Source organism: Pseudomonas sp. Ost2 (assembly GCF_018326065.1).
GTDB lineage: Bacteria > Pseudomonadota > Gammaproteobacteria > Pseudomonadales > Pseudomonadaceae > Aquipseudomonas > Aquipseudomonas gingeri.
The window spans coordinates 889,575-904,520 of record NZ_AP021904.1; the positions used below are offsets into that span (position 1 = coordinate 889,575).

The window sequence follows — 14,946 nt, forward strand, 5'->3', positions numbered from 1 at the left end:
TATCGAGGAACCCGCCATGACGCCACCACCGGGCTACGGACTGCTGCTGTATGCGGCGATTGCGATCATTGCGCTGATCGTGCTGATCGCGCGCTACCGGATCAATCCGTTCATTGTGATCACCCTGGTGTCTGTCGGCCTCGCGCTGTTGGCCGGGATGCCGGCGGGCAGCGTGGTGGGGGCGTACGAGGCAGGTGTCGGCAAGACGCTGGGGCATATCGCCCTGGTGGTCTCCCTGGGCACCATGCTCGGCAAGATGATGGCCGAGTCCGGTGGCGCCGAGCGGGTCGCGCAAACCCTGATCGAGCGGTTCGGCGAGCGCAACGCGCACTGGGCGATGGTCTGCATCGCCTTCCTGGTGGGCTTGCCGCTGTTCTTCGAGGTGGGCTTCGTGTTGCTGGTGCCCATCGCCTTCACCGTGGCACGGCGGGTCGGGGTGTCGATCCTGATGGTCGGCCTGCCGATGGTGGCCGGCCTCTCGGTGGTGCACGCCCTGGTGCCGCCGCATCCGGCGGCGATGCTGGCGGTGCAGGCGTACCAGGCCTCGGTGGGGCAGACGCTGCTGTATGCGATCCTGATCGGCATTCCCACGGCGATCATCGCCGGCCCACTCTATGCCCGGTTTATCGTGCCGCATATCCAGCTGCCCGCCGAGAACCCGCTGGAACGCCAGTTCATCGAGCGCGAGCCGCGCAAGCGACTGCCGAGCTTTGCCCTGACCATGATCACCATCCTGCTGCCGGTGCTGCTGATGATGATCGGCGGCTGGGCCAATCTGCTGTCCACGCCGGGTTCGGGCTTCAACCAGTTCCTGCTGTTCATCGGCAACTCGGTGATCGCCCTGCTGTTGGCGACACTGTTGAGTTTCTGGACCCTGGGCCTGGCCCAGGGCTTCAACCGCGAGGCGATCCTCAAGTTCACCAACGAATGCCTGGCGCCCACCGCCAGTATCACCTTGCTGGTCGGTGCCGGTGGTGGCCTGAACCGGATCCTGATCGACGCCGGGGTCACCGACCAGATTGTCGGCCTGGCCCACGCCTTCCAGTTGTCGCCGCTGTTCATGGGCTGGCTGTTCGCCGCGCTGATGCGCATCGCCACCGGCTCGGCGACCGTCGCCATGACCACCGCTTCCGGGGTGGTCGCGCCGGTGGCCGTCGGCCTGGGTTACCCGCATCCGGAATTGCTGGTGCTGGCGACCGGTGCCGGTTCGGTGATCTTTTCCCACGTCAACGACGGCGGCTTCTGGCTGATCAAGGAATACTTCAATATGACCGTCATGCAAACGTTCAAGACCTGGACCGTGCTCGAGACCCTGATCTCGCTGGTCGCCTTCGGCTTGACCCTGGGCCTTTCGGAGTGGCTGTAGATGGACATCCTGTATCAGATCCGTGCCCGCCAGGACGCCTTCAGCGCCGGTGAAGGGCGCATCGCCCGAGTGATTCTCGAAGACATCGGCCATGCCGCTTCGGCCAGTCTCGACGAGTTGGCCGAACGGGCTGAAGTCAGTGCCGCGACGCTCTCGCGTTTTGCCCGCACCGTCGGTTGCCGCGACCTGCGTGACCTGCGCTTGCAACTGGCCCAGGCCAGCGGGGTCGGCAGCCGTTTTCTCGATCCGGTGGGGCGCCCTGAGCAGTCGGCGTTTTTCCGGCAGATCGTCAGCGATATCGAGATCACCCTGCACGAACACCTGGCCGGTTTCGACCAGGCGCACTTTGCCGACGCGGTGCGGCTGCTCGCCCAGGCGCGGATGATCCATGCCTTCGGTCTCGGCGGCAGCTCGGCGCTGTGCAGCGACGAGTTGCAGGTACGGCTGGTGCGACTGGGCCTGCCGATCGCGGCCTGTCACGACCCGGTGATGATGCGTGTCACCGCCGCGACCCTCGGTCCCGAACATACGTTGCTGGTCTGCTCGCTGACCGGCCTGACGCCGGAGTTGCTGGAAGCGGTGCGCCTGGCCCGCAACTATGGCGCGTCGATCATCGCTATCACCCGGGCGGATTCGCCGCTGGCGCAATTGGCCGATGTGCTGTTGCCGCTGCAGGGCGCCGAAACCAGTTTTATCTACAAACCGACGGCGGCCCGTTACGGCATGCTGCTGGCCATCGATGTGTTGTCCACCGAAGTGGCGCTGTCGTTGCCGCAGGACAACCAGGAGCGGCTGCGGCGGATCAAGCTGGCCCTCGATGAATACCGTGGCGGCCCCGACAATCTGCCGCTGGGAGACTGATATGCAGTACGACACGCTGATTCGCAACGCCACCGTTATCGATGGCAGCAACACTCCGGGCTATGTCGCCGATGTCGGTTTGCGCGACGGGCGCATCGTCCGCATCGGGGCGCTGGGCGACGCCAGCGGTAGCGAGGAAATCGACGCCGGCGGCAAGGTCCTGGCCCCGGGTTTTATCGACGTGCACACCCATGACGACACGGTGGTGATCCGCCAGCCGCAGATGCTGCCCAAGCTCAGCCAGGGGGTGACCACTGTGATCGTCGGCAATTGCGGGATCAGCGCCGCGCCGGTCAGCCTGCGCGGCGATCCGCCGGACCCGATGAACCTGCTGGGCTCGCGGGAGGCCTTCGGCTACCCACGTTTCAGCGATTACCGCGCGGCGGTCGAAGTGGCGAATCCGGCGGTGAACGTGGCGGCGCTGGTGGGCCATACGGCGCTGCGCAGCAACCACCTGGACGACCTGTCGCGCACGGCGACGGCGACCGAGATCGACGCCATGCGCGCGCAGTTGCGCGACAGCCTGGAGGCCGGTGCCCTCGGGTTGTCCAGCGGACTGGCCTACGCCAGTGCCTTCAATGCCGAGACCGATGAGGTCAAGCAACTGGCCGAAGAGCTGACGGCCCATGGCGCGGTGTACACCACCCATCTGCGCAGTGAGTTCGAACCGGTGCTGGAGGCCATGGACGAAGCCTTCGAGATCGGCCGCCATGCCCGCTCGCCGGTGATCATTTCCCACCTCAAATGCGCCGGCGCGGGTAACTGGGGACGCAGCCCGCAGTTGCTGGCGAAACTGGAGCAGGCGGCGAAGGATCATCCGGTCGGCTGCGATTGCTATCCCTATGCGGCCAGTTCCTCGACCCTCGATCTCAAGCAGGTCACCGATGCCTTCCGCATCACCATCACCTGGTCGACTCCGCACCCGGAGGTGGGGGGGCGGGACCTGATGGACATCGCCCGGGAGTGGGGCGCTTCGCTGCTGGAAACCGCGCGGCGCCTGCAACCGGCGGGCGCGGTGTATTACGGCATGGACGAGGCGGATGTCCGGCGCATCCTGGCGCATCCGCTGTCGATGATCGGCTCGGACGGCCTGCCCGAGGACCCGTTTCCCCATCCGCGGCTGTGGGGCGCCTTCCCGCGGGTGCTGGGGCATTTCAGCCGCGATCTTGGCTTGTTTCCCCTGCACACGGCCGTGCACAAGATGACCGGGTTGTCGGCGACCCGTTTCGGCCTGGTGGAGCGCGGTGAAATCCGCGAAGGGCATTGGGCCGACCTGGTGCTGTTCGACCCGCTGACCGTGCGCGACGTGGCGGACTTCAATGACCCGCAACGGGCCGCTGCCGGCATCGACGGGGTCTGGGTCAACGGCGTGAAGAGTTATTCGGCCGGGCAGGCCAACGGTCGGCGAGCCGGCCGCTTCCTGGCGCGCTCCGGGGATTTGCGCGAGGGTTTTTGAGACGAATGTCGCGATTTCAATCGATGATGGCATTAAGCTATTAAAGAAACCCGCGCCGGGGCCGAAGCGCTTTGATCCAGACCCGCCAGGAAGACCTGTCATGAGCTTCGGTAAAACCACTCCCATTCTGCGAATTTTCAATGAGGCCGAGGCGTTGGGGTTCTATGTCGACTTCCTCGGCTTCCAGGTCGACTGGCGGCATCGCTTCGAGCCGCAGTTGCCGCTGTACCTGCAAGTGTCCAAGGGTGATTGCCTGCTGCACTTGAGCGAGCATCACGGCGACGCGACACCCGGTTCGGCCCTGCGTATCGAAACCGACGAACTGGTGGCGTTCCGCGAGCAATTGCTGGCCAAGGGTTATGCCCAGGTCCAGCCACAGATCCAGGCGACGCCCTGGGGCAGCCTGGACATGACCATCACCGACCCGTTCGGCAATCGGCTGGTGTTCACCAACGCGATTTGTGTGTAGGTCGGACAGCTGGGCTCTTGCTGGTTTTATGTGATTCGTGGCTGACGCGCAGATTATGGCGATTGCCAAGGCACACGGTGCGAGTATCGCCACGCGAAATGTTCGTGATTTCGAGCAATCCGGTGTGTTGATCATCAATCCCTGGATAGCCTGAAACCCGATCGCTCCCATGAGTATGGGAGCGATCTTCGCCGTCAGACCCGGAAGTGGCTGACCATCATCTGCAACTGATTGCCCAGGCGGGCCAGTTCGACGCTGGAGGCGGCGGTTTCATCGCTGGCGGCGGCGGTTTGTTCGGAGACGTCGCGGACATTGATGATGCTGCGGCTGATCTCTTCGGCCACCGCGCTCTGCTGCTCGGCCGCCGCGGCGATCTGCTGGTTCATCGACTGGATGTTCGACACCGTGCGGGTGATGTTTTCCAGTGAGGTGCCTGCCTTGCGCGTCAGTTCGACGCTGCTGTCGGTGAGGCTGCGGCTGTTGTTCATCACGGTCGCCACTTGCTGGGTGCCGTTCTGCAGGGCCGCCACCAGGCCCTCGATTTCTTCGGTGGACTTCTGCGTGCGCTGGGCCAGGCCACGCACTTCGTCGGCCACCACGGCAAAACCACGCCCGGCTTCACCGGCTCGGGCCGCTTCGATGGCGGCGTTGAGCGCCAGCAGGTTGGTCTGCTCGGCTACGGCCTTGATCACGTCCATGACGCTGCCGATCTTGTCGCTTTCCTGTTGCAGCACGGTCATGGCTTCGGTCGAACGCACCACCTCGGTGGCGAGGCGTTCGATCTGGGCGATGGCTTCGCCGACCACCCGATCGCCTTCACGGGCTTCGCCATCCGCCGCGGCGGCCGCGAGAGAGGCTTCTTCGGCATTGCGCGCGACTTCCTGCACGGTGGCGGTCATTTCGTGCATGGCCGTGGCGACCTGGTCGGTTTCGATCTTCTGGCTGTTGACCCCGGCGCTGGTCTGCTCGGTCACGGCCGACAGCTCTTCGGCGGCGCTGGCGATCTGGGTAACGCCGTCGCGAATGCCGCTGATCAGGTCGCGCAAGGTGCTGCCCATGCGCTGGATGCCCTGTTGCAGCACGCCCAGTTCGTCACGGCGGGTGACGACCAGGTTCTGCGTCAGGTCGCCGGAGGCGATGCGTTCCACCACCCCGAGGGTCTCGCGGATCGGCCGGGTGATCTGGCGGGTGATGACCACGGCGGCCAGGATGCCGAACAGCAGGGCGAGCAGGGTGCTGCCCAGTTGCAGGCTGCGGGCCCGGGCGCTTTCGCTGTCACGACGGTCCAGCTGGATCTGATAGAGATCGTCGCTGCGGGCGACGATGTCATTGCCCTGGTCGGTCATTTCCTTGCGGGCCTGGATGGCGGCACTGTTCGCCGTTTTATAGGCCTGCACGGCGACGCGGTAGTTGCCCAGGGCCGTCTCCAGTTTTTGCAGCTCGTTCTGCTGGCTGCTGTTGAATTGCTGCTGGAGTTGTTTCAGGCCGGCAATCGCTTCATTCAGCTGGTTGACAGCCTTCTGTTCGGTATCCGGGTTACTGTTGCCGGTATAGCCACGCACTTCGTAGCGCGTCAGCTGGAACTGTTCCTTGGCGTGGGTGATGGCCTGGAAACGCTCGAAGCGTCCCTCGTCGCCCGGTGCCATGTTCAGGACGTTGTCGTGGATCGTGGAGATCAGTTTCTGAATGACCTCGGCATTGTCGCCCATGGTCTGGCGAGCGCCGGCAGCGGTGCGATAGGCGTCGCGCATCTTGTTCAGCGACTGCTGGTAGTTGCTGATGATCGTCGCCTGCTCATTGAGCAGCTTGAGGTTTTCCGGGCTCTTGAAGCTGCCGATCAGCTTCTGCTGCTGGGCGATAAAGGCATCGAGGTTGACCTGCACGTTCTGTGCGGCGGTCTCGTCGCCGTTGGTGAGCATGTACTGCAAGCGGGCTACGCGCAGTTTGGTCAGCGAGGCATTGAGCTGGGTGATGTCGCTCATCCAGTTGCTACGGTCGATCAGGCCGCCCAGGCTGGTCCAGCCGGTCAGGGCCAGGATGGTGGTAAGCACCAGAACCAGGCCGAAGCCCAGGCCCAGTTTCAGGTTGACGCTGATATTTCCAAACCAGCTATTCATTGAATTCCTCCAGGAACGTTGTGTTGCTTGCTCGTCGGGTGGCTGGAAGGTGTTGTTCTTGGTGCCAGCTGAATTTGTCCGTAGGGGCTGTATCGGCGGCAGGGCCGATAGCTGAAAGGTTTTTCTCGTGAGCTGTTGTTTCACGAAGTGTAGTGCGAGATGGCGAATCTCCGCTGTGCCCGGATCCCGGGCTCGTGGCGGTGTTTTTGCCGGCGGGAAACCGCACCGCGGGCTTAAGGAATTTTTCACATTCCTTTCACCAGAGGGCGACTTCTGCGGACCTAGTCTCTGCGTTCGGATCGGTGCAGCGCGGTATTCGAGCGGTTTCTCCAGTGGCAGTGACGCCCGATGCTCGGCTGTCATTTTTGCCCTGTAGGGTCACCGACATCGTTTACTCAACCAGCGTTTGCCGTGGGGGCCACCTCAACGTGGAATCAAGACTGACGTATAGCGGGATCAGGCGTTCGTTCGAACTGAGCCGTTTCGCCAAATATAAAAATACCCTGGTTGTGCTGCTTTCCGCGTTATTTGTCATTCCCCTGACGCTGTTCATCCTGCGCCCGGCGACCATTACCGATCTTGCCCGTCACGGTGCCAGCAGCGCGGCGGCGTTGACTGCCGGTTGGGCCAAGGGCGAGATGGTCGTGCTGGTGCGCCATGTCGAGCGCTGCGATCGTTCCAAGGCGCCTTGCCTGGACGGCCAGGACGGTATCACCGATCGCGCGCGCGATGTGGCGGTGGGCCTTGGCGCCCGCTTTGAAAAGCTCGGACTGGCCAGGGCGGATATCTACAACAGTCCGTTGACCCGGGCGGTGCAGAGCTCATTCTATATGTTCAACCAGGCCAGCAGCACGCAGGACTGGCTGTTCAACTGCCGCAAGACCATGCTGCGCGATGTGCGCCGCTTCAAGGTGCCAGGGCGCAACCTGATCCTGGTCACCCACAGCGAGTGCATGAATGCCCTGGAGCAGTCGATGAAGCTCTCCATGCCTTCCCTCGGTTATGGCGCCGCCTTGTTCATCACGGAAAACTCGACGAGCGAAGCCCCGCGAGTGATGGGCTTTATCGAAGCTTCGGATTGGCCGCAGGTGTTCAAGCCGTGAGTGGTCGCGACCCGATCCAATAAAAAACGGCGCCCAAGGGGCGCCGTTTTTTTATGCCTGGCGTTCGCTTCAGCGGGTGTAGAAGTAGTAGGTGCGCTTGCCGCCGATGGTGACGGTCGCCAGGATCGTGTGCGACGCGTCCGGCTCCTGGTTCTGGGCCACGGCCACGTTGTCCGGCGAGGCTGCCAGGAAGGCATCCAGCTCGGCCTGGGTCTGGACCACCTGCTGCTGGCGCCCGGTATAGAAGACCGTCGAGGCGAGGCGTTCGTCCGGTTGATACAGCGCCACCTGCTTGCCGCCGGACTGCAGGGCGATGACCTGGTCGGTCACCGGCTTGAAGGAAGTGGTGCGGTCGGCGAGAGGTGCCCGCCAGGCGACCACCAGGTAAGCGCAGACCACGACGGCCAGCAGTCCCGTCGCCAGGGGGCGGCGGTACTCGACCAGGCCGCGGCTGAGCGCCGAGCCAGCGGAACGGCGGCGCAGCCAGTCGAGGATCACCCCGCTGTATTCGGCGGCGATGATGGCCGCGGCCGGTGCCATGGACACCATGTAGACCATGCGCTTGCTCGAGGCCAGGGTCAGCAGGGTGAACTGGGTCAGGATCCAGACGCTGGCGAACAGCAGGTGGCGGTGGCGCACCAGCTCCTTGCGCAAATGCCAGAGGCCCAGGTAGACCAGCAGGTTCCAGGGCAGGAAGGCTTCCGGCAGCTTGGTGAAGTAGTAATAGAACGGCTCGTAGTGCCCGGCGGCAGTGAAGGAACCACTGAAACGGCCGACGCTGTTGGCCCACAGCACCTCACCGACCGCTTGCAGGCCGTCCTGGCGGTAGAGCAGGGTCAGCCAGATCAGCAACGGGATCAGCCCGACCAGGGTGAACACCGCCGGACGTAGCCAGTTGCCGAAGGTGAAGCGCTTGTCGATCAGGCTCTCGCTGACCAGGTAGACGAAAATCACGATACCCGGCAGCGCCAGCCCGAGCACGCCCTTGCTGAGGGTCGCGATGGCGATGCCAACGACGAACACCAGCCAGTTGCCCAGGGTTCCCGCCTGTTCCTGCTGTCGCCGGCCGGCATGGAAAAAGGCGAACAGCGCCAACGCCACGCCCAGGCTGAGGATCGCGTCCTCACCGACCTGGCGCGCATTGCCCAGGTAGCTGGCCATGGTCGCGAGCATCGCCGCGGCGCTCCACGCCAGTAGCGTCGGTCGGCCGATCTTGCGCATGAACCCGTACAGCGCCAGCACCGTGAACAGCCCGGCGAAGGCCGAGGCCAGCCGCACCGCCAATGGCGTGCCGCCAAACAGGCGGATGGCGCTGGCGTCCAGCCACAGGCTCAGGGGCGGCTTCTCCAGGAACGGCTCGCCCAGCAGGCGCGGGGTGACCCAGTCGTTGTTCAGGTGCATTTCCATGGCGATCCCGGCGACCCGGGATTCGGTGGAACCCTGCAGTTCATGGTTGCCCAGGGCAAAGAAGAACACTAGACAGCCAAGCAGGAACAGCAGGAGAGCGGGGCGTGTTGTTCGCATGGTGATACCGGCTAAAGGAAATTGAGCCCGAGGGCATCCAGATAACCGGTCACTATACGGAGGGAGTTCTTAATAAATTGTGAACGACTGTGCGGAAGATCGGGTTTGTTCAATCCCCCAGCGCCGCGCCCTCGCGCCGTGGATCGGCACCACCGGCCCACGAACTGGCGCCCCGCGCATCGCGCACGCGCATGATCGCCTGGGTGCCGCTGGTCATCTCCAGCTCGCCGATCTCGTGGCCCTGGTGCTTGAGCGCATCGATCAAGCGCGGGGAGAACAGGCCCTGCTCCAGTTCGGTGGGACCATTGCGGCTGCCGAAGTTGGGCAGGTTGATCGCCGCCTGCGGGTCGAGGTTCCAGTCCAGCAGGCCGACCAGGGTCTTGGCAACATACTCGATGATCTGCGAACCGCCCGGGGAGCCGACCGTGCCGAGGAACTCGCCACCCTGGCGGTCGAACACCAGTGTCGGTGCCATCGACGAGCGCGGGCGCTTGCCGGGCTCGACACGGTTGGCCACCGGCTTGCCGTCTTCGCTGGGGATGAACGAGAAGTCGGTCAACTGGTTGTTGAGGATGAAACCCTCGACCATCAGGTGCGAACCGAACGAGCTTTCCACAGTGGTGGTCATCGACACGGCGCCACCCTGGTCATCCACCGCGACGATCTGCGAGGTGGAGATGCGCGGAGGCGAACGGTCCGGGGCGAGGGCGACCTGGAGTCCGGCGGGGACGCCGGGTTCGGCCTTGCCCAGGCTGCGTTCGCCGACCAGTGCGGCGCGTCGGGCGAGGTAGGTCGGATCGATCAGGCCGGCCACCGGCACCGGGACAAAGTCGCTGTCGGCGACGTACAGGCCACGGTCGGCATAGGCCAGGCGCTCGGCCTCGGCGATCAGGTGCACGGCTTGCGGACGCGGTTCGAGACCGGCGGCCGATGCGCTTTTCTGCGGGGCCAGGGCTGGCAACGCCCATTGCCTGTCCCGGGCCTCCAGCGCCTGCAAGGTGCCGAAGATCTGCGCGATGGCAATGGCGCCGGAGGACGGTGGCGGCATGCCGCAGAGTTTCCAGCGCTTGTAGTCCGAACAGATCGGCGTGCGTTCCTTGGCCTGGTAGCCCTGCAGGTCGGCCAGCGACAGGCTGCCGGGGTTGGCGCTGCCGTTGACCGCCGCGACCATCTCCCGGGCGATCGGGCCTTTATAGAGGGCGTCGCTGCCCTCATTGGCGATGCGCCTGAGCACGGCCGCCAGGGGCGGATTCTTCAGGATCGTGCCGACGGCTTTCGGGCTGCCGTCGGCGTTGAGGAAATAGGCCGCCATGGCTGGGGATTTCGGCAGGAACGAACTGGCGGCGATCTGCTTGTGCAGACGCGGCGAAATCGGGAAACCCTGCTCGGCCAGGCGGATCGCCGGCTCGAACAGCTGGGCCCAGGGCAGCCGGCCATTGTTGCGGTGGGCCAGTTCGAGGGCGCGCATCACCCCGGGCGTGCCCACCGAGCGGCCGCCGATCTGGGCCTGGGTAAATGCCATCGGCGTTCCATCGGGGTTGAGGAACAGTTTCTCGGTCGCGCCGGCCGGCGCGGTTTCGCGACCGTCATAGGCGTGTACGCGCTGGCCGTCCCAGACCATGATGAAGGCGCCGCCGCCGATACCGGTGGCCTGGGGTTCGACCAGGGTCAGTACGGCCTGCATCGCGATGGCGGCGTCCACGGCGGAGCCGCCCTGGCGCAGGATTTCCCGTCCGGCTTCAGCCGCCAGCGGGTTGGCGGCGGCGGCCATATGCCGGGTCGCATGCTGGGTGACCATGCCGGTGCGATAGCCCGTGCCGATCTCCGGCGCATCGGGCAGGGCGGTGGCGGTCGTGGCGGGCGGTGCGTTGCAGGAGGCAAGCGAAAGGGCGATGGCCAGGGAAGAAAGAGTACGAAGATAGACGCGACGGGTGAAAATTCTGGAGTGCACTGCGTAGGCTCCTGCCTTGGACGTGCCTGGCACTATAGAGCGTGCCGGGAGGCTGGAACAACACGGGGGCCGGCGGGTGCCGCGTTCCCACCGCCATCTGACGACAGCGGTGGGACTGTCGTCAGGCGCTGACGATGATCCGGAACCCGCCGAAGATCATCCGCTGGCCGTCAAACGGCATGGGGTTGACGTCCGGTTGCAGGCGGGGATCGTTCATCACTTTCTGCATCCCGGCGTCGCGGACTTCCCGCGAGGGCCAGACGATCCAGGAAAACACCACGGTCTCGTCTTCCTTGAGCTTGACCGCCAGGGGGAAGGAAGTCAGCTTGCCGGGCGGGACATCATCGCCCCAGCACTCGACGACGCTCAGTGCGCCGAACTCCTTGAACAGGACCGCGGCGCTTTCGGCATGCTGGCGAAAGCGCTCGCGGTTGGCGGTAGGTACGGCGGCTACAAAACCATCGACATAGGACATGATCAGTCTCCTGACTGGCGTGAGTGAATCGAGGTCGACCCGATAACGGTCGATCTGTGGGTTAGTCGATCCGCTGCTGGCGGAATCGACACCGCCATTCACTCGATGCCGGCCAGGCCGACCGGCGGTTGTGCCAGTGCCCGGACCTGCGATCCCCTGCGCTAGTCGCCGTAGTCCACATGCAGGTCGTCATCCAGGCGGTTGCTGGACGAGCCGCCCTTCTGCGGGGTCTGGTCGAAGTGTTCCCATTCGCTGTCCTGGAAGCGGAACAGGCTGTCGTCGGTCGGTGCTTCGCGACCGCCGTAATGGTGGATCGAGTAGTGGGCGTATTCGACCTTGTCGGCCCAGTTGTCCTGCAGCACCCCGTCACCGGCGAGTTCGCGGTACCAGTCGTTTTCCTTCTCGGAAGCCTTCTGTTTCTTGTTGTGGTCGACGAAGTAGCCGACGATCCCGCCGACCACCGCCAGCACCACGCCGACCAGGAAGAACGGGCCGGTCAGCGCCGCCGCGGAACCGGCGCCAAACAGCGCCGCCGCGCCGAGTACCCCCGCCGAGGCGCCGAAGGCACCGCCGGCGACCTGCAGGCCGCCGGCCGCCTTGGACAGCGGGTCGTTGGTCTCCACGCCGCTCTTGATGGTGAACGCACCGAGCACGATATCGGCAAAGCCGCCGACGATATCCGTGGCCGGGCCCAGCACCTTGATCACCGAACCGGCGATCTTCGCGGCCTTCGAGGCGCTGAGCTTGGCGCCGCCGGCGGCCGAGAGGGCATCGTCCAGGTGAGTGGTCAGGCCGTCGGTGACATTGTCGGCGGCGGCCTTGGCGCCATCACCGTCGCCGAACAGCTCGGCGATGCCGTCGTACTTGCTGTCGGGGACCGCATCCAGGGCGGTGCTGATCTTGGCTTTGACATCCGCCGGCAGGTCGCTGACGCGGAACTCGAAGTTCGGCGCCTGGGTGCCGGTCTTGCCCCAGATCTCGGGCAGGGTCTTGTCCAGGCCGAGGAAGTCCACCAGGCCGCCCTTGCCGAGGGCTTCGCCGATCTTGTCGCCGAGTTTGACGAAGTGACTGCTGGCTCCGGCGAAGCTGAGGAAGTCCTTGGCGATGGTCATGCGCTGGGCCGGGGTTTCGCCGAGCTTGCCGCCCTTGCCGACCAGTTGGTAGATCGCCGAGAACAGGGTGACGCCGGCCCCGAGGGAGCCGAGGATGCCCTTGTTGTTGAGGGTGTTGAACACCTCGCCGAGGGTGCCGCGGTCGGCGATCGGGATGTAGGGTTTGTTCAGGGCGGTGTTCAGGTCGGCTTCGCTGATCGAGCCGTTGGCCTTGTAGACCGCGCCCAGCTCTTCCAGGGCCTTGGTCACCGCCGAGGCTTTTTCCTTGCCCTGCAGGCCTTCGGTGAGGAATTTCTCGATGACTTCCTGGGAGCGCCGCGGCAGGTCGAGCAGGCTGCCCTTGAGCACCCCCTTGAGCAGGCCGAACAGGTCCTTGGTCGCCAGCTCCTTGTTGTCGTCGCTGATCTTGCTCGGGTCGGCGAGGATGCCGTTGAGGTCGGTGGTCAGGCCGTCGGCCTGGATCGATTGCGCGGCCTTGCTCGCGGCGTCCGGGTCGAACAGTGACAGCGAGGTCAGGGTATCGCTCAGGTCCTGCTGGGCTTCGTGGGTCTTGCCCTGGTTCTGCAGGTCCTTGAGGTAGGTGATGTAGTCCGGGTTGGCGGTCAGGTCGAGCAGCTTCTGCTTGATCTCGTCCTTGTTCGGCAGGTGGTTGATGGCATCGTCCATCTTGCCCTTGTAGTCGGCCTGGACGGTCGGGTCGGCGAACAGCGTCGCCAGCTGTTTCTGCAGCGCCGGGCCGTCGATGATGTCGTGCATGTCGGCGGAGGTGAGTTCGGTCTGCTTGTCGTCGAACACCCGCCAGGTGCCGCCGAAGGCGCCGGGCTCTTCCTCGTAGCCGGTGATGCCGCGACCGTTCTGGTAGGCGGCCTGGGCTTCCAGGGCGCGAACCAGCCTGGCCCGTGGATCGTCCTTGGCGATCGAGCCGTCGGCGACGCCGGCGCGGTAGGTGTCGAGCAGTTCCTTGGTCGCCAGTTCGCTGACACTCAGCTCCGGCGAGTTCGAATCCTTCTCATCGGCGTGCACGCCGGTCTTGAGGTTGAGCACGTCCAGTTCGGACTTGGGCGGCAGGTTGTATTTGCCGCGCGTCTCGTCGACCGTGCCGGCACTCCAGGCCTCCCATTTGCCGACCACCTCTTCGTAGAGTTGCGGGCTCAGTTCCTTGGAGACGATGACCTTGCCTTCGCTGGTCTCGTAGCGGATCAGGCCGTTCCCCAGCTCGTCGGGGGAACCGAAGGTGATATCGGTGTTCTTGAGGAAATCGTTGGGGCCGGCGAGCTTGTAGCCTTCGCCTTCGCTGGTGTGGATCTTGTCCCAGGTGTCGTGGGCGGTGGCGACGCTCTTGAACAGTTCCGGCGTCAGGTCGGCGGAGACCACCATGCGCTTGCCGTCATGGGTTTCGTAGGTCAGCACATTGCCTTGCTGGCCTTCGATCCAGCCGAAGCCCTTGTAGTCGTTGAGTCCGGGCTGCGGGGTGTTCTGGTCGGCCAGGGTCGAGCCACCGTCGGTGGCGGACTGCAGCGCGGCGAGCTTGCCCGGATCGCTCTTGAGGTCGTAGAGGCCGACGAGGTAGTCGAACAGCTTGGGATTGTCGTCGCGGGCGACCACGACTTTCTTGCCGTCGCTTTCATAGCGGATGGTGTCGGGACCCACTTCGTCCTTCGGCCCGACAATCGTGCCATCGACCGGTGGCCAGACTTCGTTGTCACCGGCCCGACGATACCCTTCGCCTTCGCTGGCGGTCAGGCCGCTCAGGCTGGCGTAGGCGTCCTTGGCCTGCTCGAAGAGCGCCGGGTTGTCGCGCTCCGAGACGATGACCTTGTTGCCGTCCTGGGTCTCGTAGCGGATCAGGCCGGGGCCCACTTCATCGGCGGGGCCGACGGATTTGAAGTCGCCGAGCTTCCCGGGCGGCGTGTCGTCGGCGCCGGCCCGGTGGTAACCGTCGGCCTCGCTGGCGTTGATGGCGCCAAGGGCCTTGAAGTCTTCGCTGACCTGCTTGAACAGCTCGGGGTTGTCGCGCTCGGCGACAATGACCTTGTGGCCGTCCCCGGTTTCGTAGCGGATCAGTCCCGGGCCCATTTCGTCGGCGGCGCCGATGGCCTTGTAATCCGCCAGGCTGCCGGGTGCCGACGCGTCGCCGGCGGCCAGCTGGTAACCCTGGGCGAGGCTGTCGGTCAGGCCCGGCAGGAGTTTCTGGTCGGCCACCACCTGTTGGTACAGCCCGGGGTTGGAGGCCTTGCTGACCAGCACGTGATCGCCGTCCCGGGTGACGAAACGCACCGTGTCGGCGGCCAGGGTGTCGGGCTTCTCGATGGACGCATAGCCGGACAGCGCCGGGGCCTTCTCATCGGGCCTGGCCTGGCGGTAGACGGCATTGTCCTGCTCGCCGGTCTTGAGCAGCACGGCAAAAGGGGCCCCGGAAGGCGAGCGATTGAAGGCTTTCGGGTCGGCGGTAGTGTTCAGCGCTTGCGTCTTCATGCTCGGGAGCTCCTGTGATAACCGGGCGGCGAGTGGT

10 protein-coding genes and 1 pseudogene are annotated in these 14,946 nt (G+C 64.9%); 6 read left to right on the top strand and 5 right to left on the bottom strand.

Annotated features, from left to right (window positions below; all coding sequences use genetic code 11):
- The first annotated feature begins 16 nt into the window (after positions 1-16).
- From KI243_RS03860 to KI243_RS32810, 5 genes and pseudogenes are all read left to right on the top strand, one after another.
- Entirely contained in the window at positions 17-1,366 is a 1,350-nt protein-coding gene (locus tag KI243_RS03860) for a gluconate:H+ symporter (protein WP_212810470.1), read from the top strand.
- Positions 1,367-2,227: a MurR/RpiR family transcriptional regulator gene (locus KI243_RS03865; RefSeq protein ID WP_177109267.1), complete on the top strand. Its 861-nt coding sequence runs from the start codon at positions 1,367-1,369 to the stop codon at positions 2,225-2,227.
- A 1-nt stretch (position 2,228) separates the two neighbouring features.
- On the top strand, positions 2,229-3,683 hold the full coding sequence (locus tag KI243_RS03870; RefSeq protein WP_177066229.1) for a D-aminoacylase: 1,455 nt from the start codon (positions 2,229-2,231) through the stop codon (positions 3,681-3,683).
- A 100-nt stretch (positions 3,684-3,783) separates the two neighbouring features.
- Positions 3,784-4,152, top strand: coding sequence for a glyoxalase superfamily protein (locus KI243_RS03875; RefSeq protein ID WP_017126735.1), 369 nt, complete (start codon positions 3,784-3,786; stop codon positions 4,150-4,152).
- Between the two features lie 37 nt (positions 4,153-4,189).
- Positions 4,190-4,306: pseudogene (locus tag KI243_RS32810) on the top strand (VapC toxin family PIN domain ribonuclease); the annotation flags it as partial.
- Positions 4,307-4,346: 40 nt separating this feature from the next.
- Here KI243_RS32810 and KI243_RS03880 read toward each other — a convergent pair.
- Positions 4,347-6,269, bottom strand: a complete 1,923-nt coding sequence (locus tag KI243_RS03880) for a methyl-accepting chemotaxis protein (RefSeq protein ID WP_212810471.1) — start codon at positions 6,267-6,269, stop codon at positions 4,347-4,349.
- A gap of 428 nt (positions 6,270-6,697) precedes the next feature.
- Between KI243_RS03880 and KI243_RS03885 the strand changes: the two genes are divergently transcribed.
- Positions 6,698-7,372, top strand: coding sequence for a histidine phosphatase family protein (locus tag KI243_RS03885; protein WP_212810472.1), 675 nt, complete (start codon positions 6,698-6,700; stop codon positions 7,370-7,372).
- Positions 7,373-7,441: 69 nt separating this feature from the next.
- Here the strand turns inward: KI243_RS03885 and KI243_RS03890 are convergent, their stop codons facing one another.
- From KI243_RS03890 to KI243_RS03905, 4 genes are all read right to left on the bottom strand, one after another.
- Positions 7,442-8,896 (bottom strand): phospholipid carrier-dependent glycosyltransferase, encoded by a 1,455-nt coding sequence (locus KI243_RS03890; RefSeq protein ID WP_212810473.1) that lies wholly within the window; start codon positions 8,894-8,896, stop codon positions 7,442-7,444.
- Positions 8,897-9,005: 109 nt separating this feature from the next.
- Positions 9,006-10,847, bottom strand: coding sequence for a gamma-glutamyltransferase family protein (locus KI243_RS03895; protein WP_212810474.1), 1,842 nt, complete (start codon positions 10,845-10,847; stop codon positions 9,006-9,008).
- A gap of 121 nt (positions 10,848-10,968) precedes the next feature.
- A complete protein-coding gene (locus KI243_RS03900; protein ID WP_212810475.1) occupies positions 10,969-11,322 on the bottom strand; it encodes a DUF1428 domain-containing protein in 354 nt (117 codons plus the stop codon).
- Between the two features lie 161 nt (positions 11,323-11,483).
- Entirely contained in the window at positions 11,484-14,909 is a 3,426-nt protein-coding gene (locus KI243_RS03905) for a hypothetical protein (protein ID WP_244861814.1), read from the bottom strand.
- Positions 14,910-14,946 lie beyond the last annotated feature (37 nt).

Coding starts and splice junctions, on each gene's coding strand:
- KI243_RS03860 (WP_212810470.1), top strand. CDS start 17: ATGACGCCACCACCGGGCTACGGACTGCTGCTGTATGCGGCGATTGCG.
- KI243_RS03865 (WP_177109267.1), top strand. CDS start 1,367: ATGGACATCCTGTATCAGATCCGTGCCCGCCAGGACGCCTTCAGCGCC.
- KI243_RS03870 (WP_177066229.1), top strand. CDS start 2,229: ATGCAGTACGACACGCTGATTCGCAACGCCACCGTTATCGATGGCAGC.
- KI243_RS03875 (WP_017126735.1), top strand. CDS start 3,784: ATGAGCTTCGGTAAAACCACTCCCATTCTGCGAATTTTCAATGAGGCC.
- KI243_RS03880 (WP_212810471.1), bottom strand. CDS start 6,269: ATGAATAGCTGGTTTGGAAATATCAGCGTCAACCTGAAACTGGGCCTG.
- KI243_RS03890 (WP_212810473.1), bottom strand. CDS start 8,896: ATGCGAACAACACGCCCCGCTCTCCTGCTGTTCCTGCTTGGCTGTCTA.
- KI243_RS03900 (WP_212810475.1), bottom strand. CDS start 11,322: ATGTCCTATGTCGATGGTTTTGTAGCCGCCGTACCTACCGCCAACCGC.
- KI243_RS03905 (WP_244861814.1), bottom strand. CDS start 14,909: ATGAAGACGCAAGCGCTGAACACTACCGCCGACCCGAAAGCCTTCAAT.